The 22,937-nt window shown below is 61.1% G+C and carries 22 protein-coding genes; 12 read left to right on the forward strand and 10 right to left on the reverse strand.

Features of this window, described 5'->3' with window-relative positions; genetic code table 11:
- Positions 1–57 precede the first annotated feature (57 nt).
- The 4 genes from xseA (at position 58) to BUA42_RS15075 (ending at position 5,318) form a co-directional block, all read left to right on the forward strand.
- Positions 58–1,608, forward strand: coding sequence for an exodeoxyribonuclease VII large subunit (gene xseA / locus BUA42_RS15060; protein ID WP_072779115.1), 1,551 nt, complete (start codon positions 58–60; stop codon positions 1,606–1,608).
- 169 nt (positions 1,609–1,777) lie between these two features.
- Positions 1,778–2,593 (forward strand): TIGR00282 family metallophosphoesterase, encoded by an 816-nt coding sequence (locus BUA42_RS15065; protein ID WP_072779116.1) that lies wholly within the window; start codon positions 1,778–1,780, stop codon positions 2,591–2,593.
- Complete coding sequence (locus BUA42_RS15070) at positions 2,590–3,513, forward strand: DMT family transporter (RefSeq protein WP_072779117.1); 924 nt, start codon at positions 2,590–2,592, stop codon at positions 3,511–3,513. Before BUA42_RS15065 ends, BUA42_RS15070 begins: the two co-directional genes overlap by 4 nt.
- Before the next feature lie 89 nt (positions 3,514–3,602).
- Positions 3,603–5,318 carry an SLC13 family permease gene (locus BUA42_RS15075; RefSeq protein WP_084066265.1) on the forward strand — a complete coding sequence of 572 codons (1,716 nt, stop codon included), beginning with the start codon at positions 3,603–3,605 and terminating at the stop codon, positions 5,316–5,318.
- Between the two features lie 28 nt (positions 5,319–5,346).
- On the opposite strand, the gene BUA42_RS15080 is transcribed toward BUA42_RS15075, so the two are convergent.
- Complete coding sequence (locus tag BUA42_RS15080; protein WP_072779118.1) at positions 5,347–6,081, reverse strand: glutamine amidotransferase; 735 nt, start codon at positions 6,079–6,081, stop codon at positions 5,347–5,349.
- A gap of 124 nt (positions 6,082–6,205) precedes the next feature.
- On the opposite strand from BUA42_RS15080, the gene BUA42_RS15085 reads away from it, so the two are divergent.
- Entirely contained in the window at positions 6,206–6,946 is a 741-nt protein-coding gene (locus BUA42_RS15085) for a YebC/PmpR family DNA-binding transcriptional regulator (RefSeq protein ID WP_072779353.1), read from the forward strand.
- A 187-nt stretch (positions 6,947–7,133) separates the two neighbouring features.
- Positions 7,134–8,168 (forward strand): fatty acid desaturase, encoded by a 1,035-nt coding sequence (locus tag BUA42_RS15090; RefSeq protein ID WP_072779119.1) that lies wholly within the window; start codon positions 7,134–7,136, stop codon positions 8,166–8,168.
- Between the two features lie 25 nt (positions 8,169–8,193).
- Here BUA42_RS15090 and BUA42_RS15095 read toward each other — a convergent pair whose 3' ends face one another.
- On the reverse strand, positions 8,194–8,919 hold the full coding sequence (locus BUA42_RS15095) for an FG-GAP repeat domain-containing protein (RefSeq protein ID WP_245819028.1): 726 nt from the start codon (positions 8,917–8,919) through the stop codon (positions 8,194–8,196).
- Between the two features lie 7 nt (positions 8,920–8,926).
- Positions 8,927–9,250: a 2Fe-2S iron-sulfur cluster-binding protein gene (locus BUA42_RS15100; protein ID WP_072779121.1), complete on the reverse strand. Its 324-nt coding sequence runs from the start codon at positions 9,248–9,250 to the stop codon at positions 8,927–8,929.
- A gap of 199 nt (positions 9,251–9,449) precedes the next feature.
- Between BUA42_RS15100 and BUA42_RS15105 the strand changes: the two genes are divergently transcribed.
- Positions 9,450–10,964 carry a winged helix-turn-helix domain-containing protein gene (locus tag BUA42_RS15105; protein WP_072779122.1) on the forward strand — a complete coding sequence of 505 codons (1,515 nt, stop codon included), beginning with the start codon at positions 9,450–9,452 and terminating at the stop codon, positions 10,962–10,964.
- Here BUA42_RS15105 and BUA42_RS15110 read toward each other — a convergent pair.
- Positions 10,961–11,167 (reverse strand): hypothetical protein, encoded by a 207-nt coding sequence (locus BUA42_RS15110; protein ID WP_072779123.1) that lies wholly within the window; start codon positions 11,165–11,167, stop codon positions 10,961–10,963. The genes BUA42_RS15105 and BUA42_RS15110 overlap by 4 nt on opposite strands.
- A 152-nt stretch (positions 11,168–11,319) precedes the next feature.
- Here BUA42_RS15110 and BUA42_RS15115 point away from each other — a divergent pair, with 152 nt between their 5' ends.
- The 3 genes from BUA42_RS15115 (at position 11,320) to prpE (ending at position 14,449) form a co-directional block, all read left to right on the forward strand.
- The gene (locus tag BUA42_RS15115; protein WP_072779124.1) at positions 11,320–11,721 is read left to right on the forward strand and encodes an OB-fold nucleic acid binding domain-containing protein; all 402 of its coding nucleotides are present in this window, start codon (positions 11,320–11,322) and stop codon (positions 11,719–11,721) included.
- A 42-nt stretch (positions 11,722–11,763) separates the two neighbouring features.
- Positions 11,764–12,318 (forward strand): peptidoglycan-binding domain-containing protein, encoded by a 555-nt coding sequence (locus BUA42_RS15120; RefSeq protein ID WP_072779125.1) that lies wholly within the window; start codon positions 11,764–11,766, stop codon positions 12,316–12,318.
- Positions 12,319–12,556: 238 nt separating this feature from the next.
- The gene (prpE, locus tag BUA42_RS15125; protein ID WP_072779126.1) at positions 12,557–14,449 is read left to right on the forward strand and encodes a propionate-CoA ligase PrpE; all 1,893 of its coding nucleotides are present in this window, start codon (positions 12,557–12,559) and stop codon (positions 14,447–14,449) included.
- A gap of 237 nt (positions 14,450–14,686) precedes the next feature.
- Here prpE and BUA42_RS15130 read toward each other — a convergent pair whose 3' ends face one another.
- The 5 genes from BUA42_RS15130 to BUA42_RS15150 form a co-directional block, all read right to left on the reverse strand.
- Positions 14,687–16,186: a DegQ family serine endoprotease gene (locus BUA42_RS15130; protein WP_072779354.1), complete on the reverse strand. Its 1,500-nt coding sequence runs from the start codon at positions 16,184–16,186 to the stop codon at positions 14,687–14,689.
- 121 nt (positions 16,187–16,307) lie between these two features.
- A complete protein-coding gene (locus tag BUA42_RS15135) occupies positions 16,308–16,499 on the reverse strand; it encodes a DUF2065 domain-containing protein (RefSeq protein ID WP_072779127.1) in 192 nt (63 codons plus the stop codon).
- Positions 16,496–17,482: a protease modulator HflC gene (gene hflC / locus BUA42_RS15140; RefSeq protein ID WP_084066247.1), complete on the reverse strand. Its 987-nt coding sequence runs from the start codon at positions 17,480–17,482 to the stop codon at positions 16,496–16,498. The genes BUA42_RS15135 and hflC overlap by 4 nt, the downstream gene beginning before the upstream one ends.
- A complete protein-coding gene (gene hflK, locus BUA42_RS15145) occupies positions 17,482–18,642 on the reverse strand; it encodes an FtsH protease activity modulator HflK (protein ID WP_072779128.1) in 1,161 nt (386 codons plus the stop codon). Before hflK ends, hflC begins: the two co-directional genes overlap by 1 nt.
- 72 nt (positions 18,643–18,714) lie before the next feature.
- Positions 18,715–20,154, reverse strand: coding sequence for an FAD-dependent oxidoreductase (locus BUA42_RS15150; RefSeq protein ID WP_072779129.1), 1,440 nt, complete (start codon positions 20,152–20,154; stop codon positions 18,715–18,717).
- Between the two features lie 137 nt (positions 20,155–20,291).
- Between BUA42_RS15150 and BUA42_RS15155 the strand changes: the two genes are divergently transcribed.
- Positions 20,292–21,575: a tetratricopeptide repeat protein gene (locus BUA42_RS15155; protein ID WP_072779130.1), complete on the forward strand. Its 1,284-nt coding sequence runs from the start codon at positions 20,292–20,294 to the stop codon at positions 21,573–21,575.
- A 2-nt stretch (positions 21,576–21,577) separates the two neighbouring features.
- Positions 21,578–22,036, forward strand: coding sequence for a GNAT family N-acetyltransferase (locus tag BUA42_RS15160; protein ID WP_072779131.1), 459 nt, complete (start codon positions 21,578–21,580; stop codon positions 22,034–22,036).
- Between the two features lie 9 nt (positions 22,037–22,045).
- Here the strand turns inward: BUA42_RS15160 and rpiA are convergent, their stop codons facing one another.
- Positions 22,046–22,828: a ribose-5-phosphate isomerase RpiA gene (gene rpiA / locus BUA42_RS15165; protein WP_072779355.1), complete on the reverse strand. Its 783-nt coding sequence runs from the start codon at positions 22,826–22,828 to the stop codon at positions 22,046–22,048.
- Positions 22,829–22,937 lie beyond the last annotated feature (109 nt).

The raw sequence follows: 22,937 nt of genomic DNA on the forward strand, positions 1-22,937 counted from the left end.
GACTTGAGAGCAAGGTGGGTCGGACAAGATTGTCCGACCGTCGAATTGAGGCACGCCATGTCCGACCTGATTGATGATCCCCGTCCGGGGCAGAACCTGCCGGAATACACGGTGTCCGAAGTATCGGGCGCCGTGAAGAAAACGCTGGAAGACCAGTTCGGGCGCATCCGCGTGCGCGGAGAGGTCGGGCGCGTCTTCACCGCGCGATCGGGGCATTTGTATTACGACGTGAAGGACGATCGGAACGTGCTGGCCTGCACCACGTGGAAGGGTCAGGTGTCGAGCCTGTCCGTGGTGCCCGAGGAAGGGCTGGAAGTGGTCGTCACGGGGCGCATGACAGCGTTCGGCGGTCAGTCGAAATACAATCTGAACGTCGATGAGGTGACCGTCGCGGGCGAAGGCGCGCTGATGGCGATGCTGGAGAAGCGAAAGAAAGCGCTAGCCGCCGAGGGTCTGTTCGATCCGGCGCGGAAGAAACCTCTGCCCTATCTGCCGGATATCATCGGCGTCATCACGTCGCCCTCCGGGGCGGTGATCCGCGACATTCTGCACCGGCTGCGCGACCGCTTTCCACGCAAGGTGTTGATCTGGCCCGTCGCCGTGCAAGGCGCGAATTGCGCACCCGAGGTGGCGCGGGCGATTGAGGGGTTCAATGCATTGACGCCGGGAGGGGGCCTGCCCCGCCCCGACCTTCTGATCGTGGCGCGTGGCGGCGGGAGTATCGAAGACCTTTGGGGGTTCAACGAGGAAATCGTTGCGCGGGCGGCGGCGGCGTCTGAGATCCCCCTGATATCGGCGGTGGGGCACGAAACAGATACGACGCTTATCGATTTCGTGTCGGATCAGCGCGCGCCGACACCAACCGCAGCGGCCGAGATGGCGGTTCCGGTGCGATTGGAACTTCTCGCATGGGTTGGTGACAGCGAGGCACGGATGGCGCGGGCGATGTCACAACGGATGGACGCGAGACGCCAGAGGTTGCGCGATCTGAGCCGGGCGCTGCCGCGACCCGACAGCCTTCTTTCCGGCCCCGTGCAAAGACTGGATGTCTGGGGCGAGCGGTTGCCGCTGGCGCTGGTGCGCTCGGTCGAAAAACGGCGCGGGCGTCTCATCGAGGCCGGGGCCTCTCTGCGCCCGGGCCTGTTGAGGCGAGCACTGGAAGAGCGGCAGCGCGGCCTGAAGGCGACGTCACTGCGCCTCTCTCCGAGCCTGATGCGCCTCGTCGACCAGAAGCGAGAAGCGCTTGCGCGTAGAGCCGACCGATTGTCGGTACAGCCGATCCTGCGGGACCTGCGCGGCAAACGCGAGCGGCTCGATGCGCTGTCACAACGCCTGTCCACGGCTGGGCAGGCACAGGTCAAAGACTGGCGCACGCGGCTGGACGGGCTGGACCGTCTGCGGGAAACGCTTGGTTACAAGGAAACGCTCAAGCGCGGATATGCGGTTGTGCGAGGCGACGGGGCGGTCGTGACCAATACGAAGGCGGCGAAGGCGGCGACATCGCTGGAAATCGAGTTTTCGGACGGACGTCTGACTGTGGGTGCAGCCAGCGCGAAGTCTGGCGGGAAACCGAAGTCTTCACCACCTGAACAAGGATCGTTGTTCTGACGAAGGAGTTCACGAGGCACCTTCGCCAGCGTGCGCGTTAAAGCGGCTGCAAAGCGGCGTGCAACACCAATTCAAATTGGCGTTCTTACCGCCATTCGAAAGGCGGTTTCGCTCAGGAAAAGACGTTTGTCTCTTTGCTTTCCAGAAACTGCGGCCTAAGCCCTAGTCCATGAGAACACTCTTTCTGGGCGATATCATGGGCCGCGCCGGGCGGGCGGCGATTGTGGAGCGGCTCCCTGGCATCCGGGAGCGGTTGCGGGTGGATTTCTGCGTGGTGAACGGAGAGAACGCCTCCAGCGGTGTCGGATTGTCCGGGCCACATGCGAAACTTCTGCTCGATGCCGGTGTCGACTGCCTGACGCTTGGCGACCATGCCTTCGATCAGAAGGACATGCTCAGCTACATCGACAATGAGCCGCGCATCCTGCGCCCACTCAATTTCGCTAAGACGGCACCGGGGCGCGGGGCGCGGATGTTCACCGACGCGCGGGGCCGTAAGATCCTCGTGCTGCAGGTGCTGGGCCAGGTCTTCATGAAGCGCGCCTTTGACGATCCGTTCTCGGCGGTTGACGCTGTGCTGCGCGCGCATCCCCTCGGCGGACAGGCGCAGGCCATTCTGGTCGATATGCATTGCGAGGCGACGTCGGAAAAGATGGGCATGGGCCATTTCTGCGACGGTCGCGCAAGCCTTGTCGTCGGCACCCATACCCATATCCCGACCGGAGACGCGCAGATCCTGCCGGGCGGCACCGGGTATCTGACCGATGCAGGCATGTGCGGCGACTATAATTCCGTGATCGGCATGGAAAAGACTGAACCGATGCGCCGCTTCGTGACCGGCATGAGCAAGGGCCGGTTTCAACCGGCAATGGAGGAAGCCACGCTGTCGGGTGTGCTGGTCGAGACGGACGACAGAACCGGCAAGGCGACCGCCATTCACATGATCCGCGATGGTGGTCGGTTGCAGCCAAGCATTCCGGAATGAGCCGACTTCTTCCGCTGGTCGTGCTGATCCTCGCCGGTGCGGCCTGGGGCGCGACCCAACCCTTGTCCAAGGTCGCGGTGAGCGAGGGGTATCGGCCGCTTGGCATCCTGTTCTGGCAGTTGAGCATCGGTGTCCTTGCGCTCGGGGCTGTCACGCTGATGCGCGGAAAGCGCTTGCGGTTCGAACCGCGTGACATGCGGCTCTATGTTCTGATTGCACTGATCGGGACACTCTTTCCAGGCATCGCCTCCTACAGCGCCGCCGTGCATCTTCCGTCGGGCGTCTTGTCCATTCTCCTGAGTTCGATCCCGATGTTCGCCTTTCCGATCGCACTGGTTATGGGTTTGGATTCGTTCAGTTGGCGGCGTTTGACGGGATTGAGCCTTGGTTTCATCGGGATCAGCCTTCTGGTTGTGCCAGAGGCCAGCCTGCCGGAGACGGTGGTGACAATCTGGATCTTCGTCGCGCTCTTTTCGTCGCTCTGTTACGCGCTTGAGGGCAACGTGGTGGCAAAGCTGGGCCGCAACGGCCTCGATCCGGTGCAGGTGCTGTGCGGGGCCTCGCTTGTCGGCGCGGTCATGGCGTTGCCTCTGGCCCTCGTGTCGGGTCAATGGATTGCGCCGCATGTCGCCTGGGGCGCGCCGGACACGGCAATCCTCGCGTCTTCGCTGCTACATGCCGCGGCCTATTCCTCTTATGTCTGGCTTGTCGGGCGAGCCGGTCCGGTCTTTACGGCGCAGATCAGCTATCTCGTCACGCTTTTCGGCGTGACCTGGGCCATGCTGTTCCTTGGCGAGAACTATTCGCGGTTCTTCTGGGCCGCTCTTGCCATCATGCTGACAGGGTTGGCATTGGTGCAGCCAAGACCGAAAGCGGCGCTTGTGCCGTCTTCGGAACAACGCCACATTGAATCAACCTGAATGCGAGGGGATCCCGGGCGGTGCTGACTGCGGTTTTCGACATCGACCAGACGACACAGGCGGTGATCGCGCTCGGCACCGTAGTGGTGATGTTCGCGCTGTTCGTGCGCGAGGTCTACCCAACCGAGGTTGTGGCCATCGGTGGCGTCGGTTTTCTTTTGGCCACCGGTATCCTGCCTTACGCGGATGCGCTTCAGGTCTTGTCGAATCCCGCGCCTTGGACCATCGCCGCGATGTTTCTGGTTATGGGCGCATTGGTGCGAACCGGCGCGCTGGCTGCGTTCACGACGGCGGCGCAGAACGCGGCGGAAAAGAACCCCAAAAGGGCGATGGCGGGCATCCTTCTGGTGGTGATCGTCGCCTCGGCCTTCATGAACAACACACCCGTGGTCGTGGTGATGCTGCCGCTTTTCGTGCAGCTGGCGAAAACCCTTGGGCTGGCGCCGTCCAAGCTTCTTATCCCGCTCAGCTATGCGGCGATCCTGGGCGGGACGCTGACGCTCATCGGCACCTCGACCAACCTTCTGGTCGATGGTGTCGCGCGCGCGCAGGGTTTGGCGCCTTTCACCATCTTCGAGGTCACGCCGCTCGCCGTGGTGCTGATCGCGTGGGGGATGCTCTACCTCTGGCTTTTCGGCCGCTTCCTGCTGCCGGACCGGACCAGCATGGCCGGGATGCTGTCGGACAAATCGAAAATGAAGTTTTTCACCGAGGCGGTGATACCGCCGGACAGCAACCTCATCGACCGCGAGGTTCTGAGCGTACAGCTGTTCAAGCGTGAAGGCGTTCGACTTGTAGACGTGATCCGGGGCGATGCGTCACTGCGGCGCAACCTCGAGGGGGTGAAACTGCAGGTTGGTGACCGGGTGGTGCTGCGCACGCAGATGACGGAACTTCTGAGCCTTCAGCGCAACAAGGAACTGCGCCGGGTCGATCAGGTCTCGTCGGTTGAAACCACAACGGTCGAAGTGTTGATCACCCCGGTCTGCAAGATGGTCGGACGGCGCCTGGGTGCCTTGCGCTTGCGGCGGCGCTATGGGGTCTATCCTCTGGCGGTGCATCGGAGAAACCAGAATATCGGGCGGCAACTCGATGACCTTGTCGTACGGGTCGGCGACACGCTGCTGCTCGAGGGCGCGCCGGAAGATATCCAGCGTCTTGCCGAGGACATGAACCTCGTCGATGTCTCGAAACCTGCCGCGCGTGCCTATCGGCGCAGCCACGCCCCCGTGGCGATCGCCGCTTTGGCCGGTCTTGTTCTGCTCGCGGCATTTGGCGTCGCGCCGATTCTGGCTTTGGCGATCATCGCGGTTGCTGTGGTGCTCCTGACGAAATGCGTCGACTCCGAAGAAGCGTTTTCCTTCATCGAAGGCCAGTTGCTCGCGCTTATATTCGCCATGCTTGCCATCGGCGCCGCACTGGAAGCCTCGGGCGCGGTGACGCTGATTGTCGAAGCTTTGGCCCCCTACCTGATGAACCTGCCACCCTGGGCGATTGTCTGGGCCATCTATCTACTCACCAGCGTATTGACTGAGTTGGTGAGCAACAATGCGGTCGCCGTTGTGGTCACGCCGATCGCCATCGGGCTGGCCCAGGCGATGGGGTTCGATCCGCGCCCGCTGGTGGTGGCGGTCATGGTGGCAGCGTCCTGCGCCTTCGCGACGCCCATTGGCTACCAGACCAATACCCTTGTTTACGGTCCGGGCGGATATGCCTTTTCCGACTTCCTGAAAGTCGGTGTGCCGCTGAACCTGACCGTAGGGATGCTGGCCTCGGCTTTGATCCCGCTGATCTGGCCGTTGTAATGCTGGGTCGACGCAGTGACGGAAACGCCTACCGGTACCGTTGAACGAAACGGCGTAGGATGTCGGGCGGGACGGTGACCTCGCTTGACTTGACCGTCACGATCAGGTCCTCCGCCGTTTCCGGCGGAAAGTACCCTCTGTGTTTGTAAATGTTGATGCGGTCTTCAAAAACGTGGCCGTCCGCCTCGGGATGGAACTGCGTCGCATAAACGTTCCGACCGTATCGGATCATCTGGAACGGGCACGGGTCAGACGCGAGAAGATGCACGCAGCCAGTCGGTAGCTCCTGCACTGCCTCTTTGTGACCCACCAGAGCGTCGAATTGCGCGGGCAAACCGGCAAGAAGCGGGTCCGCCGCACCGTCTTCCGTCAAGGTGCAGGACACAGGACCAACCGGTTCGCCGAAGCGTTCCTTGGACACGTCCGCACCAAGGTGATGGGCAAGTATGCCGATCCCGTAACAACATCCCATAAACGGGACGTCCCGCGCGGTGATTTCGGGCATGAGGGACAGGATGTCGGCTTCGATCCTTGCCTCAACCGGGTCTTTGCTGGCTGGATCATCGGATACGCAGCCTGGGCCACCCCCGACAATGACACCGGCATAGTCCGAGAGGTTCAGATCGTCCGGCAGGGCCTGATGATCAAGGCAGATACGATGCACCTCTTCCGTGCGTAATCCGCCCTTGTCGAGAAAGGCTGCGAATTCGCCATCACTGGCCTCGGTCTCGGGACGTAACTGCAGGATCAAAAACGGTTTCATGCTCCTGTCTTTACTGCGCAGATGGCGCGGGGCAAACCGCAAAATGGGCCACTTGTTCCCTCACCTGCTTCTGCTGTACATAGCCGCGAAATCGCCTCCAAAAGACAATCAAGGACAGGACACCATGGCCGGCCATTCCAAATGGGCAAACATCCAGCACCGCAAGGGACGTCAGGACGCCGTGCGGGCCAAGCTCTTTTCGAAGCTTTCCAAGGAAATCACCGTCGCCGCGAAAATGGGCGATCCGGACCCGGAAAAGAACCCGCGCCTGCGTCTGGCGGTGAAGGAAGCCAAATCGCAGTCGATGCCGAAGGACAATATCGAGCGCGCGATCAAGAAGGCGTCCGGCGGTGACAGCGAAGATTACGAGGAAATCCGGTACGAGGGCTATGGCCCCAACGGCGTCGCGGTGATTGTCGAGGCGATGACCGACAATCGCAACCGCACGGCCTCGAACGTGCGGTCCACGTTCACCAAGAACGGCGGAAACCTGGGTGAAACCGGGTCCGTCGGCTTCATGTTCGAGCGCAAGGGTGAGGTGAGCTATCCGGCGGATGTGGGCGATGCGGATACTGTCATGATGGCAGCGATCGAAGCGGGTGCCGAAGACGTGGAGAGCAGCGAGGACGGCCACATCATCTGGTGCGCGGACACCGATCTGAACGAGGTCGCGACGGCGCTGGAGGCGGAGTTGGGCGAATCTGAATCGACAAAGCTGGTCTGGAAGCCCACGACGACCACCGAACTTGATCTTGACGGGATGCAGTCTCTGATGAAGCTGGTCGATGCGCTTGAGGACGACGACGACGTACAGCGCGTCACGACGAATTTCGAAGCGACGGACGAGGTGATGGCGCAGCTCTGATCGCTGTGTCCGACCTGCGGTCAACCGGCGCCCCGCTCCACCTGACTGGGCGGGGCTTCCTTTTGCGCGTCATCTCTCATGGGCCGCCCAACACACCGACTCCTTTTTTCAGGTTCCTCGCGTTTGCCGCATACCCCTCCGGCAGGTTTTCGCTTAAGACGGACCCATAACGACAAGAAGCAGGCACATGGACAACACTTCCGGGACCCCCGAGCAGGCGACTTCCACCCGTTCCGCACGCGAATGGGCACGAGTTCTCAACACTTACCGCGAACCGAACGCATGGCGCAGCTGGTACGAAGTGGCCGTGACCATCGGGCCTTTCGTTTTCCTATGGGCGTTTGCATGGTGGTCACTTGACGTCAGCTACTGGCTGACCTTCGTGATCGCGCTGGTGAACGGTGCATTTCTTTTGCGCTTGTTCATCATCCAGCATGATTGCGGGCACGGCGCGTTCTTCGCCAATCGTACGCTGAGCGACTGGCTCGGCCGGGTCCTTGGCGTTTTGACCCTGACACCATACGACGTGTGGCGGCAGTCACATTCGATCCACCACGGAACGACCGGCAACCTGCATCGACGCGGGATCGGCGACATCCACACGCTTACGGTGAAGGAATACAAAGCCTTATCGATGCCGCGTCGGATCCAGTATCGCCTTTACCGCAATCCGATCGTGCTTTTCGGGCTTGGACCGGGCTACCTGTTTCTGGTCGAGAACCGCATCCCGGTCTGCTTTCCGGACAAGGCCAAATACTGGCTTAGCGCGATGGCTACGAATGCGGGCATCCTCGTCGCCCTTGGTCTGATCCTGTATTTCGGTGGGATCGTACCCATCCTTCTCATCTTCCTCCCGACAACGCTTCTCGCCGCCACCGCTGGCATGTGGCTGTTCTATGTGCAGCACCAGTTCGAGGACACGCACTGGGAAGAGGAAGACGCGTGGAATGTGCAGGACGCCGCGTTTCAGGGCAGTTCGCACTACGTGATGCCAAAGGTCCTGCAGTGGGCCAGTGGCAATATCGGCATTCACCACGTCCATCACCTCCAAAGCCGGATACCGTTTTACCGGCTGACAGAGGTGCTGCGCGACCATGGCGAATTGGCATTCAACAATCGCTTGACCATTCGAGAAAGCCTGCGCAACGCGCGGCTTCACCTGTGGGATGAGGACAAGAAACAGTTGATGTCGTTCTCGCAAGCGCTCGGAGGGGTGCGCTGACCCGAACTGCGCGGTCGGGCAAGAGTCAGCAGGTCAAGGCCTGCTCTAGCGCCGCCGGGCTGTAAGGGCCCAATTCGGTGACGGACAACGCGGAGCCATCGAACCGGACGGCCACAACCTGGGTCCAGTTGGCATCGGCCATGATCATCTCGGGCCCCTGCCCGCAGGTCCGCGTCCCACCGGCAATATAGTCCCAGCCGATGCGATGGTTGGTGAGGCCCGGCAGCGATGCTGCTTCCGTCAGGATCGCCGTGCCATCGGCCTGTGGCTCATAACGCCAGACGCGCAGTGTCTTGGCCAGATGGGGCCGGTCGACATAGGCGATCTCGACCCTGCCGTCACCATCGAGGTCTTCCCACGCCGCAGGAGCCAGCCAACGGAAACGCGTGCCGATATGGGGGGTGGTGGCCAGCGGCATCAGGCGGCCATCACGAAGGCCCCACACGCCCAGCCGCGCGCCTTCGGTGTCGGAGCTTTCGATGGTGATGATCTCGGACGTGCCATCGCCGTCCAGATCGGCCAGTCGCGGCGCGATGTCTTCGAACACCATGCCGGGCTGCCACGTGGCCGAGGTTTGCGCGCCGTTGCTCAGTTGCACGACCAACGTCGTGTACTCCACCGCGTCGCCAAGCACGTTGTGCGGATAACGGTCGGTCGGCCCTTGATAGGTCGCCGACACAATGTCCTGCGCGTCAGCTGCGGTGGCGATCCCAAGCGCCGCCATGACCGAAAGCAGCGCCCTGCCCGGCATGCGCATATCAGATCTGCTTTTCCGGCATTTGCACCACAAGACCATCTAGGTCATCCGAGACCTTGAGCTGGCAGGTCAGGCGCGAGCGGTCGGGATCGGGTTCATAGGCGAAGTCGAGCATGTCTTCTTCCATGTCCTCTTTCTCGGGCAGCTTGCCGACCCAGTCGGGGTGCACGTAGACGTGGCAGGTCGAACAGGCGCAGGCGCCGCCGCAATCCGCCTCGATGCCGGGGATGCCATTGTCCCGCGCACCTTCCATCACGGTCAGACCGTTTGCCACGTCCACCACATGCTCGGTGCCGTTGTGCTCAATGTAAGTGATCTTCGCCATAACGCCGTTCTCTGTCAGTTCTTTCGCGCCATACCTAGTCTGCCCAATCCCGGGCTGCCAGTCCCGAAATGCCATTCCGCGTGATGTGTTGTGCGCCTTCGATGAATTTTGTCCCTGAGGGATTAAACGAGAGCAATCCACTTGGTGAAAAAGCGTGACAACGACTAGGGTTCGGATACGGGAAAGGCTCTGGCTTGGCATGAGTGATTTGCAGATCGATAGCGTCACGCGCAACGTGACCCTGGACGGTTCCGTGCTGACCCTTGGCGCGCGGGCTTTCGATGTGCTGAATTACTTGTCTCAGAACGCCGACCGTGTGGTGACGAAAGAGGACCTGCTGGATCACGTCTGGGCCGGTGTTCTGGTCGAGGAAAGCAACCTGAGCGTCCAGATCGCAGGTCTTCGCAAGGCATTGGGCAAAGATGCCATCAAGACCGTGCCGGGCGTGGGGTACAAACTGACGATGAGTGCGGGAGCCGAACCTGTCGCATCGGAGCCAAAAGCCAAACCCGACCTGCCCGATATGCCGTCACTTGCCGTGTTGCCCTTTGCCAATCTGACGGGGGATGAGGGGCTTCGATACATGGTGGATGGCATCGTGAACGAAATCACCTCTGCGCTCGCACGGGTATCGTCGTTCTTCGTGATCTCGAACACCTCGACATTCACCTATCGCGGCCAAGCCGTTGACCTTGCTCAGATCGGGCAGGACCTTGGCGTGAGATATGTACTGGAGGGCAGCATCCAGAAGGCCGATAACCGTCTGCGGATCTTCACGCAGTTGGTAGAGGCCAAGACCGCGCGGATGATCTGGCACGAGCGGTTCGATGGCACCACCGAGGACATCTTCGATCTGCAAGACCGCGTCGCAGAGCGCGTCGCCGGGGCCATTGAACCCAAAATGATCTGGGCCGAAGCCGCGCGTATACAGGCGAAACCAACACACAACCTTGCCGCATATGACCTGTGCATGAAGGCAGCACCCCTGGTCATGCGCCAAAACTCTCTTGATAACCTGGAAGAAGGGATAGGCTTGTTGAACCAGGCACTTGCGCTCGATCCGGGCTTTGTTCGGGCGAAGGGGCTGTTTTGCTACGCCCATACCGGGTCGTTTGCCGCGCGGTGGTGGTCGTTTGAGAAAGCGCGTGCAGCGCTTCCACTTGCCGAAAAGCTTCTGGACGAGGGCACCGACGACCCATTCGCGCTTGCCACGGCGGGTCATTACATCGCCTATATCGGTCAGGACCCGCACAGGGGGTTGATCGCCGTAAGACGCGCGAATGCGCTGAACCCGAACTCGGCCACCATCTCCTTATTGCTTGGATGGGTCTACAACTACCTGAGCGACGATGACGCGGCTATCGAGCATCTAAAACGCGCCCTGCGGCTAAGCCCTTTGCACCCCAATATCGGCATCACGACATCTGGAATTGCAAATGCCTATTTTCAGAAACAGGACCTTGAGACCGCCATCAGGTATTATGAGGAAGCCCTCATGCAGTATCCGGAATTTGCGACGATCCAGCTTGGATTGATAGGGTGTTACTGGAAGGTCGGCGAGCATGAGAAGTCGGCCCAGATGGCAACGTGGTTTCGCAACAAGGTCCCTGATATGACGGTCGCGACGTTCCTGCGCACGCGCCCGCATCACAATGAGTTTTATCGCAACGCTGTGGTGGACGCCCTACGCGCCAACGGGTTTCCCGAGGATTAGCGCATCAGGTTGTCGACAGCGCGGCGGTGTGTTTCGGCGCGGTTTTGGGCTGCAAGAAGGTCTTCCGGCTTGCGCTTCATGCCCTTTCTCGGCTTTGCAAGATACGCCGCCAGGATCCGGATCAGCCTGCGGAGATGTGTCTTGGTGTCGGTCACTGTGACCGGCGCTGCTGAGATCGTCTTGTCTGTGTCGAAATATGCCATGATGTCCTCGTCGGTATGTGCTGTGTCTGATGGCACTTTCCCACGTGGGTGTGCTCTGCGTCCTTAAGCCAGGATTAAGGGTTCCAAAGCGATCCGAATTTTGCGGAAAATGCCGGCTTGCATGATTTGGCATATGTTCTATTTTTGTTCTCATGCAGAACGCCTATGCCTCTCGCCATTCGGATGGGCCTGACTGGCCGCGCCCGCCGTCGTGCCTGATGGCGTCTCAGCTCAAGCTGCCGCCCAACGGGGCGCGGGTGGCGGTGGCGGGGCTTGTGATCCTGCGGCAGCGGCCCGGCACCGCAAAAGGGGTGATCTTCCTCACGCTTGAAGATGAAACCGGCGTGGTAAACATCATCGTCTGGCGCAAGATGTACGAACGCTTTCGCCGGGCGGTCATCGCCGGGCGGATGCTCCGGGTCACCGGGCGCATTCAGAATGACGGCGACGTCATCCATGTGATCGCGGAAGAAATCGAAGACATTTCGCCGATGCTCGACCTGCTTCTGTCGCCGAAACCCGAGACGCTTTCGCCGGACCTGCAAACCGGCTAGACTGCGCCCGAGCAGAAACAGACAAACAGGCGCAGTTTAATCGTGACCCGTCCCCCGACTGTGATCCGGGCCGTCTGTGCCGTGGTTCTGACGGGGTACCTGTGCGCCTGTACCTCCACCAGTGGCTTTGACGACGGGCCCAGCGATCTCGATGTCCCCGATTTCGCCTCGGCCCAGATCCCGCCACCGCCCGGCGTCAATCCTGGCGGATGCTGGGTGCGCGACGTGGCCCCGGCCGAGCTTCAGACCGTGACGCGTCAGATCGAGGTGTCGCCCGCCGAAATGGCCCCGGACGGCACCCTACTGAAACCCGCGCGGTTCCGAACCGAAACCGCGCAGGTGATCGTGCGAGAGCGGCAGGAGCTAATTTTCGAAACCCCCTGCCCGGCGGACATGACGCGCGAGTTCATCTCGACCCTCCAGCGGGCTCTGGATGCGCGCGGGCTCTATCGCGGACCGATCACCGGAGAGATGGATGTCTTCACCCTGCGGGCCGTGCGGCGATACCAAAGCGGACAAGGCCTGCCGAGCGGGCTGCTGTCCCTGCAATCCGCCCGACGGCTGGGTCTATTGACCACGCCGCGCGATCAACTCTGATCGCGACACGCGACTCAGCACGCCAAACGGTTTGCAAGGTGAAGTTTGCAGTTTTGCAAAAAGCGATTGCCCAGCAGGGCCACCTGCATAAACCCAAGCGCTTTGCAAAACTTTGCAGGTCAAATTCCTGAAAACTGCAAAGTTTTTGCGGCCTTCTGCCGCGTGACAAATCCAGAGACTTGCCGCAACGTCGCCCGCGCCGTAGGCCAGAGCCACGGACGAAGAGGAGGAGCACGGGATGGGCTACCAAGAGGTTTACGACAGCTGGAAATCCGATCCGGAGGGATTCTGGATGGACGCGGCCGAGGCGATTGACTGGGACCGGAAGCCCACGAAAGCGCTGACGGAAACCGGTGCAGATCTGTACGAATGGTTCGCGGACGGTTTGACCAACACCTGCTGGAACGCGGTCGACCGCCATGTGGAGGCCGGGCGCGGCGGACAGGTGGCGATCATCCACGACAGTCCGATCACCGGCACGCTGCACAAGATCACCTATGCCGAGCTGCGCAACCGGGTGGCCCGCCTTGCAGGCGCGCTGCGCGCGAAGGGCGTCGAGAAAGGCGATCGCGTGATCATTTACATGCCGATGGTACCCGAAGCGCTTGAGGCGATGCTGGCCTGCGCGCGTCTGGGTGCGATCCATTCGGTGGTGTTCGGCGGGTTTGCCGCGAACGAGCTGGCGGTGCGGATCGACGACGCAAAGCCCAAGGCGATCATCGCCGCGTCCTGCGGGTTGGAGCCGGGCCGCGTGGTAAAGTACAAGCCATTGCTCGACGGCGCGATCGAGTTGGCGGCGCACAAGCCGGACTTCTGCGTCATTTTCCAGCGCGAGCAGGACGTCGCGCATCTGGAAGACGGGCGCGACGTGGATTGGCACGGGTTCCAGTACGGGGTTGAACCGGCGGATTGCGTACCGGTGGAGGGCAATCACCCGGCCTATATCCTCTACACCTCGGGCACGACCGGCCAGCCCAAAGGTGTGGTGCGCCACACGGGCGGACATCTGGTGGCGCTGAACTGGACGATGAAAAATATCTACAATGTCGATCCGGGTGACGTGTTCTGGGCCGCCTCTGATGTCGGCTGGGTCGTCGGGCACAGCTACATCTGCTACGCGCCACTGATCCACGGCAACACCACGATCGTGTTCGAGGGCAAGCCAGTGGGTACACCGGATGCGGGCACGTTCTGGCGCGTGATCTCGGAGCATAAGGTGCGCAGCTTCTTCACCGCACCGACCGCTTTCCGGGCGGTAAAGCGCGAAGACCCCAAAGGCACGTTTGTCGAGAAATACGATCTGTCGGGGTTGCGGGCGATCTACCTGGCCGGGGAACGCGCCGATCCCGACACCATCGAATGGGCCCAGAACGTGACGGGCAAGCCGATCTACGACCATTGGTGGCAGACCGAAACCGGCTGGACCATCGCGGGCAACCCCGCAGGCATCGAAGCCCTGCCGGTGAAGATGGGCTCTCCGTCCGTGCCGATGCCGGGCTACGATGTGCAGATCCTCGACGAGGCAGGCAATCCGATGCCTCCTGGAGAGCTTGGCGCAATTGCGGTCAAACTGCCGCTTCCGCCGGGCACCCTGCCGACACTTTGGAACGCCGAGGACCGGTTCAGGAAATCATACCTCACCACCTTTCCCGGCTATTACGAGACCGGTGACGCGGGCATCGTGGATGACGATGGCTATCTCTACATCATGGCGCGCACCGATGACGTGATCAATGTGGCGGGACACCGGTTGTCCACTGGCGGCATGGAGGAAGTGCTCGCATCACATCCAGACGTTGCGGAATGCGCGGTCATCGGCGTGACGGATCAGCTCAAGGGGCAGTTGCCGATGGGGTTCGTCTGTCTGACAACCGGCGTGAACCGCCCGCACGACGAGATCACTGCGGAATGCGTGAAGCTGGTGCGGGACAAGATCGGACCCGTCGCGGCATTCAAGCTGTGCGCCGTGGTGGATCGGTTGCCAAAGACCCGGTCTGGCAAGATCCTGCGGGCGACAATGGTCAAGATTGCGGACAGCGAAGACTTCAAGATGCCCGCGACAATCGACGATCCGGCGATCCTTGACGAGATCAAGATCGCGCTGCAGGGCATGGGTTACGCGAAAGGCTGAGAAGCGTATTGGTTCGCGCCGGCGGTGCCGGTCCGACCGGGGCGCGTCTCCGACGCGCGTGAGGGCGCTGCCCTCACACTCCCGGGATATTTCGAAACCAGAGAAGTGAGGACCGCTGGCGCTTCGCGTTGCTCACTTCGCCCTTGGCTCAGCGGTTTGTCAGATCGTCAGATGTGACAAGAAAAAGGGCGCCCTCCGTGGGGCGCCCTTTTGGTTCGTGATCTCTTTGGTAGAGCTTTATTCGTTTTCTGCGATGGTCAACGCCACGAAGCGCGGGTCGCCGGAACGGCGGACGAGAAGGAGGATGGACTTGCGCCCCGCCTCGGATGCCTCTTCGATCCGTTCCTGCAGATCGCTGAGCGACGCCACCTGAGCCTGACCCGCTTCGGTGATCACGTCCCCGGCGCGCAGGCCTTTTTCGAATGCCTCCGACGTTTCGTCGACATCCATCACCGCCAGACCACGCGCCGAGTCCGGCAGTTCGAGCTGCTCACGGATCTCGTCACTGAGCGGGCTGAGGGTAAGACCCATCAGGTCCATGGACATCGGCTCGTCGTCATCTTCCACCGGTTGCGATGCGGGTACCGCGCCTTCGGCTTCCTCGCGACGGCCCAGAGTTACGAGCAGCGTCTGGGTTTCCCCGTTGCGGTTGACGACCACGCGCACGGCTTTGCCGACTTCGGTGTTGCCAACCTGACGAACGAGGCCACGGGTGTCTTCCACCTCGCGCCCATCGAAGCTTACGATCACGTCACCGGCTTCCATGCCGGCTTCCATCGCAGGGCCTTCGGGGACGTCGGAGACCAGCGCACCTTTGGCTTCTTCAAGGCCCAGCGCGTCGGCCACGTCTTCGGTCACATCCTGGATACGGACGCCGAGCCAGCCACGGCGGGTTTCACCGAATTCCTGAAGCTGATCGACCACGCGGACAACAACGTTCGACGCCATCGAGAAACCGATGCCGATCGACCCGCCATTGGGCGACAGGATCGCGGTGTTCACGCCGATCACCTCGCCACCCATGTTGAACAGGGGGCCACCCGAGTTGCCGCGGTTGATCGCCGCGTCGGTCTGGATGTAGTCGTCATATGTGCCGCTGAGCGCGCGGTTGCGGGCCGACACGATCCCAGCAGAGACCGAGAAGCCCTGCCCCAGCGGGTTGCCCATCGCCATGACCCAGTCACCAACGCGGGCGGTATCACTGTCGCCGAACGTGACGTATTTCAGCGGGGTTTCGCTTTCCACTTTCAGCAGCGCGATATCCGTGTTGGGGTCCGTGCCGACGATTTCCGCGGGAAGTTCAAAGCCTTCGAAAAACTCGATCAGGATTTCGTCAGCGCCTTCGATGACGTGATTGTTTGTCACGATGAAGCCGTCTTCGGAAATCACGAAGCCCGATCCAAGCGCGCTTGAGCGGCGCGGACGGTCGCCCTGGCCGTTGCGATCCTGGAATTCGCGGAAGAAATCCTCGAACGGGGAACCTTCGGGCACGATGCCTTGCGGGCCGGTACGGCCTGCGACGGTGGTTGAGGTTGTAATGTTCACAACCGCGGGGCTGATCTGATCGGCAAGATCCGCGAAGCTTTCACGTGCCTGCGCCACCAGCGATTGAGCGAGAATGAGGAAAATCGACAATGAGGTCAGCCAGAAAAGCCGCAGCGGCGTGGCTCGATCCCGATCGATTGCGATTGCCTGTGAGGTCAAGGGAAACTCCTTCGTGTTGGGTGTCGGGTGCATCGCCGACCACCTGCCTTGCATGTCCACAATGTAGGTGCGCGATCGCAACACGCAAATAGGAAAACCCCTGCTCAACCGCTTGTGAGTTGATTGTGACGTCAGGCAGCAGGGGGACGGTTTGTTAAAAGCTGTTTATTATCCAAAGCATGGCCACGCCCGCGGCAATGGACGACACACCGATCAAGCGACGCATATCCAGTGGCATCATGCGCATCGCCTCAAGCATGCGTTCAATAAGCGAAGGGGCCAGCGCGTAGGCCAGCCCCTCGATAATCAGAACAAGGGCAATCCCCAAAAGGATCGTTTCGATCAATTGCCGGCCCCTGCGCCAGTGTCGGTTTCGCTTTCCGTCTGGATCGCCGTGCTTTCGGCACCCGGTGCCTCGGGGATCGCGATGCGGGCGGCGTCTTCTGCCGAGATCCCGCCGCCCTGACCAACAGCGGAGTCAAAGTAATTGAAGAACTCGCTGTCCGGCGCCATGACGAAGGTCGAATTCTCGCCCTGCAGTGCCCGCTGATAGGCGGTCAGAGAGCGATAGAATTCAAAGAATTCCGCGTCCTGGCTGAAAGCATTGGCAAAGATGTTGTTCCGGCGAGCGTCAGCCTCACCGCGAATGATCTCGGCCTGGCGGTTGGCGTCTGAGACAAGCTCGACCACCGTACGATCCGCCTGAGCACGAACACGTTGCGCCGCTTCGTTACCACGTGCGCGTTCGTCGGTCGCTTCACGCTCACGCTCGGCTCGCATCCGGTCGAAGGTGGCGTCGAGGTTTTCCGCCGGAAGGTCGGTGCGCTTGAGGCGCACGTCGATAATTTCGATCCCGAGCGCGCGGGCCTCCTGAATAGCACCGTTGCGAATGCGCAGCATCAGCGCGGCGCGGTCCGAACTCAGGATATCGTTCGACGACACCGAACCAAGGATTTCCCGGGTTTCGGCGCGCAGGATCGAATCCAGACGGCTTTCTGCGGCAGGAATACCGCCAACACCGACGGCCTGACGGAACTGTTCGACATTGACGATCCGGTAACGTGCGAAGGCGTCCACGACGAGACGGCGATCATCCAGAGGCGTGATTTCCAACGGATCGATATCCCGGCTCAGGATGCGGTCGTCGTAGCGGACGACTTCCTGAATGAGCGGGATCTTGAACGCCAGACCGGGGTCCTCCTTGACCGACACCACGCGGCCGAACTGCAGCACCAGCGCGTTTTCGCGTTCGTCCACAATGAAGATGGAGGACAGCAAGCCCGCGATCGCAAGGACAACGACGGGCAAAAGGTACGTTGTTTTACGCATCAGTTCGTCCCTCCGGTGGGCGTATTGCGACGCAGCTCATTGAGCGGCAGATAGGGTACGACACCGCTGCCTCCGCCTTCGCTGCTTTCGTCGAGGATGATCTTGTCGACGCGGCCCAGAACCTCTTCCATCGTTTCGAGGTAAAGGCGCTTACGGGTCACTTCCGGCGCGTTGCGGTATTCGCCAAGAACGGCAAGGAAACGGCTGGCTTCACCTTCCGCTTCGTTCACGACGCGGGCGCGATACCCTTCGGCTTGCTCAAGCACCTGTGCCGCTTCACCGCGTGCCTCTGCGAGGACACGGTTTGCGTAGGCGTCCGCCACGTTCTGCAAGCGGTCGCGTTCCTGCTCGGCGGCCTGAACGTCGCGGAAGGCGGCGATCACCGGCTCGGGCGGGTCGGCCTTGTCAAAGTTCACACGGATGATGTTCACACCGGAATCGTAGCTGTCGAGCGTCGACTGGATCAGCTCCTGCAGGCGCGACGCGATTGCGCCACGGTCCCTGTTGAGGATCGGCGCGAGATCGGACTGCGCAATGATTTCACGCATTGCCGATTCACTCACGGCCCGGATGGTCGGCCGTGGGTCGCGCAGGTTAAACAGGAATTTCGCCGGATCGTTGATGTTCCAGACGACCTGGAAGTCGATATCCACGATGTTTTCATCGCCTGTCAACATCAGTCCCGCGTCAGACCCACGAGCGCCAACACCGATGTCTTCGGTCTGTTCGCGGGTCACCGGGATCACTTCGGCCGAGACGACCGGCCAAGGGGCGAAGTTCAGACCCGGGTTCCCGGTGGCGTAATATTCACCAAGGAAAAGTTCGACTGACTGTTCTTCCGGGCGAACGGTGTAAAAGCTGGCCATGCCCCAGAGGACGATGGCACCGATGACACCAAGACCGATCGTGCCGCGGGTGAACTTGAAGCCGTCGCCGCCACCGCCGCCGGATCCGTTCATCCCGCCATTGCCGCCGCGACCGCCCATTAGCACACGCAGGCGTTCCTGGCCCTTCTTCATCAACTCGTCAATTTCAGGAATTTGCGGTTGGCCGTCATCACCTGGACGCCGCCCGCCATTGTTGCCACCACGCGGGCGATCATCACCACGGTCTCCACCGCCTCCGCCGCCGCCCCACGGGCCGCCACTGTTACCTGCCATCTGGTCTTTTCCCCTCTCGGAAGTCTTACGTCTTTAATGTCTGTCTCTTACCTGTGCGCAATCGTCAGGAATTCAAGCCGTCCGCATCGGTTTGCGCATGGTCACGATCTCTTCGGACATGGTCGGATGGACCGCAACCGTGCGATCGAAGTCTTCCTTCGTCGCGCCCATTTTTACCGCAATGCCAGCCATCTGGATCATTTCGCCGGCCCCGGGGGCCACGATATGGCAGCCAAGAACCCTGCGGCTTTCGGTACTGACGATCAATTTCATGAGAACACGATGCGGTTTTTCGGCGAACGCGGTCTGCATCGGGCGGAACGAGGTACAGTAGACCTCGACCCCTTCTTGGTCACGGGCTTCTTCTTCAGTCATACCGACAGTGCCGAGCTCTGGCTGTGTGAACACCGCTGACGGGATCAGTTCATGATCTACAGGCGTCGGGTTGCCTTTGAATACCGTTTCCACAAAAGCCATGCCTTCGCGGATGGCGACGGGCGTCAGGTTGACCCGGTCCGTCACGTCGCCGATTGCGTAGATCGACGGCACTTTGGTCTGGCTGTACTCGTCAACCTCGATCTCTCCGTTACGACCCAGCGTGACCCCGACCTCTTCGAGACCCATGTCTTCTGTGTTGGGTTTGCGACCGGTGGCGAAAAGTACCTGATCGAACACCTTGATCCGACCGTTGGTCGCCTTGACCTTCAGCGGGCCTTCTTTGGGCGCGTCTTCGGCGGGCTGGGCAAACTGCTTGGCCTCCATCGGCGCTTCCATCCCGTCGGTGTCTTCTCCCCGATAACGCTCCATCTCGACGATGTTGGACCCTGTGTGCAGATCGACGCCCATTTCGCGCATCGACTCGGCGATCAGTCCGCGCGCCTCATCGTCAAAGCCACGCAAGATCTGCGCGCCGCGATAGTACTGGGTCACTTCGACGCCAAGTCCCGCCAGAATGCAGGCGAATTCGCAGGCGATGTAGCCGCCACCGATGATGAGAATGGACTTCGGCAGGGTTTCCAGGTGGAAGATGTCATCCGATACGATGCCCATATCGGCATTCGGCATATCGGGTCGCACCGGGCGACCACCTGTCGCGACGAGAATGTGCTTCGCGGTGTAGGTGTCCCCATTGGCCAGCTCGACCGTATGCGCATCCTTGATCCGTGCGCGGGTGTCGAAGGTCTCGACCCCACTGCCGGACAAAAGGTTGCGGTAGATCTGTTCCAGCCGGTCCAACTCTTCGCGCATCCGGCCCGCGAATTTGTCCCAGGTGAAGCCGTAGTTCCGCAGGTCCCATCCGTAGGCCGTGGACTCGTCCGGGATCGTGGCATAGCTGCTGGCAAAGACCATGAGTTTCTTCGGGACGCAGCCGCGGATGACGCACGTGCCGCCGTAGCGATCATGTTCTGCCAGTGCGACCTTCGCTCCGGCCTCTCCCGCTGCGACGCGGGCGGCGCGAACTCCGCCTGACCCCCCGCCAATCACAAAGAGATCATAGTCGAATTCGCTCATGGGTCGTTCCTCGTTTCGTCGGCGCAGGTATTTCACAGCGTCGCCCGGATGACCAGAGAACGTTGGCACCCAACGCACCAAGATTGCGCGACAGGCGTTTCGCGCCTAGCGTTTCGGGATACAGGGGAGGCCCGCATATGAGACGCGACCGGTACGACAATCCGCTATCGACCCAGTCCGATGCGGCGCGGGATCACTACATTCGCGCGGTTGATCTGCTTCTCGGCGGGCACGCGGGCATTTCAGCGGCGTTTCAAAGCGCGGTTGATGCCGATCCGGAGTTCGCTCTGGCACATGTGGGTCTGGCACGTGGGCTTCAGTTCGAGGGCAAGATGGCGGATGCAAAGGCCGCCATGTCCGCTGCCGCAGCAACCAAAGGCCCGCGCACCGATCGCGAAGACAGCCATCTTGCGGTATTCGACCTGCTCATCTCGGGCAGGACGGCCGAGGCTTACGCCGCGATCCGTACGCATGTCACCGAGCATCCGCGAGACGCATTGGTCGCGCAGACCTGCTCGTCCGTCTTCGGGCTGATCGGGTTTTCGGGCAAGCCCGGACGCGAACCGGAGATCCTGGCCTACACCACATCTTTATTGCCGCATTACGGCGAAGATTGGTGGTGCCTGAGCCAGCACGCCTTCGCGCTGTGCGAAAACGGCAATCAGGACGCGGCGACGACCTATATCGACCGGTCTCTGGCGCTGAATGCGCGCAACGCCAATGGCGCCCATGTGCGCAGCCACATCTATTACGAAAGCGGCGCGCCGGAGCTTGGGATTGCCTACCTCACCGATTGGCTGAAGCCCTATGATCGCGCCGGGTATTTGCACGGGCATCTGTCCTGGCACGCCGCGTTGTGGTCGCTGGAACAAGGTGATGTGGACACGATGTGGCAGCGGATCGAGACGGATATCCTTCCGGACGTGTCGCAAGGTCTGCCGATCAACGTGCTGACGGACACGGCGTCGATCCTGTATCGGGCCGAATTGGCAGGCGTGTCTGTCCCGCGTGAGATATGGATCGCAATCAGCCGCTATGCCTCACGCTTTTTTCCGACGACAGGGATCGGATTTGTCGACATCCACGCCGCGCTTGCGCATGCGATGGCAGACGATGCGGATGCTCTGATGCGCATTGTGTCGGAGCCGAACCCGGTGACGGGCGATCTGGTAACACCCGTGGCGGAAGCCTACCGTGCTTTTGCAGCGCAAGACTGGGCTTTGGGAACAGAGCTACTGGTGTCGGCCATGGGAGATCATGCGCGCCTTGGCGGAAGCCGGGCCCAGCGCGATTTGCTTGAATTCTCGCTTTTGGGTGCCCTTCTGAAGCAAGGCAAGGAGGACGAAGCCAGGCGCCTTTTGGCCCTGCGGCGGCCGGGTCTTGTCGGCACGCACGCCGTGCACGGACTGGCCGCACATTGAGCATGACGGACACGGCAATTGTCCTGCGTCGCGCGTCGATGTCCGATCTGGAACAGATCAAGGTGTGCGCTGTCGCAGCCTATGCACCTTACATTCCAGCGATCGGTCGACCGCCCGCCCCAATGGTCGCGGATTTCGCTGCGTTGATCGACCGGCAGTGCGTCGTGGTTGCCATGTCGGGACAGGACCTTGCGGGATTTGCTGTCTTCTTCCCGCGCGGTGCGGACATGTTCCTCGAAAACGTCGCCGTTGATCCGCGCTATACGGGACAGGGGCTTGGGCGGCGGTTGATCGAAGCCTGCGAAAGCGACGCACGACGCGCGGGGTTGTCGCGCGTAACGCTGTATACCAACGAGAAGATGCTCGGGAACCTGACCCTATATCCCTATCTCGGGTATGCCGAGACCGACCGGCGCACAGAGGACGGGTTCAACCGCGTTTACTTTGCAAAGGACCTTTGATCCCGGCAGTCAGATGTCCGAGAACAGATTGTCGCTGTCGGCAAGGGTGATCCGGTCTTCGCTGACGGTCCCTTCATTGATATCGCGTATTTCGACGCGACCGTCGCTGAAGCCGATGATGACCTTGTCGCAGAGATCGATGAACAGACCGTTTTCCACAACACCGGGCATCTGGTTCAGCGCCATGGCAAGTTGCCGCGCGTTGCCGATACGGCTGAGATGCAGATCGAGGATATAGTTGCCTTCGTCAGTGACGAATGGCTTTTCGCCGTTCATGCGAAGCGTGATCTTGCGGCCCATGACATCGGCGGAGACCAGCAGTTCCTCCACCAACATCTGCGTCGTGGTCCAGCCGAACGGGATCACTTCGATGGGAAGCGGAAACGCACCGAGGGTGCCGACCTCTTTGGCGGCATCGGCAATGATGACCACTTCCTCGCTCGCCGCAGCAACGATCTTTTCCTGCAAGAGCGCACCACCGCCGCCTTTGATCAGGTTCAATTCGCGGTCGAATTCGTCCGCCCCGTCGATGGTGATGTTGAGTGTCTTTGCCTCATCCAGCGTGATTACCTCGATCCCGACCTCGCGGGCGAGCGCGGCTGTGCGCGACGAAGTCGGCACACCTTTGATCCGCAAGCCGTTGTCACGCACCATGTCGCCCAGATGCCGCACCAGCCATGCCGCGGTCGAACCGGTGCCTAGACCGACGCGCATGCCGTCTTCGACCATTTCCGCAGCGCGTTTTGCGGCGACATACTTGGCTTTATCGATGGGCGACAATTCACCGGACATATTGGTGGCTCCGTTGGCAGACATGGCAGCCTTATAGGGTGTCGGTTTTACAGGTGCGAGACCGAATCCGCCGCATCCCATCAAACGCTTTGGCTGCTCTGCCCATGGG

Origin of the sequence: Marivita hallyeonensis (assembly GCF_900129875.1) — a bacterium.
Taxonomy (GTDB): domain Bacteria; phylum Pseudomonadota; class Alphaproteobacteria; order Rhodobacterales; family Rhodobacteraceae; genus Marivita; species Marivita hallyeonensis.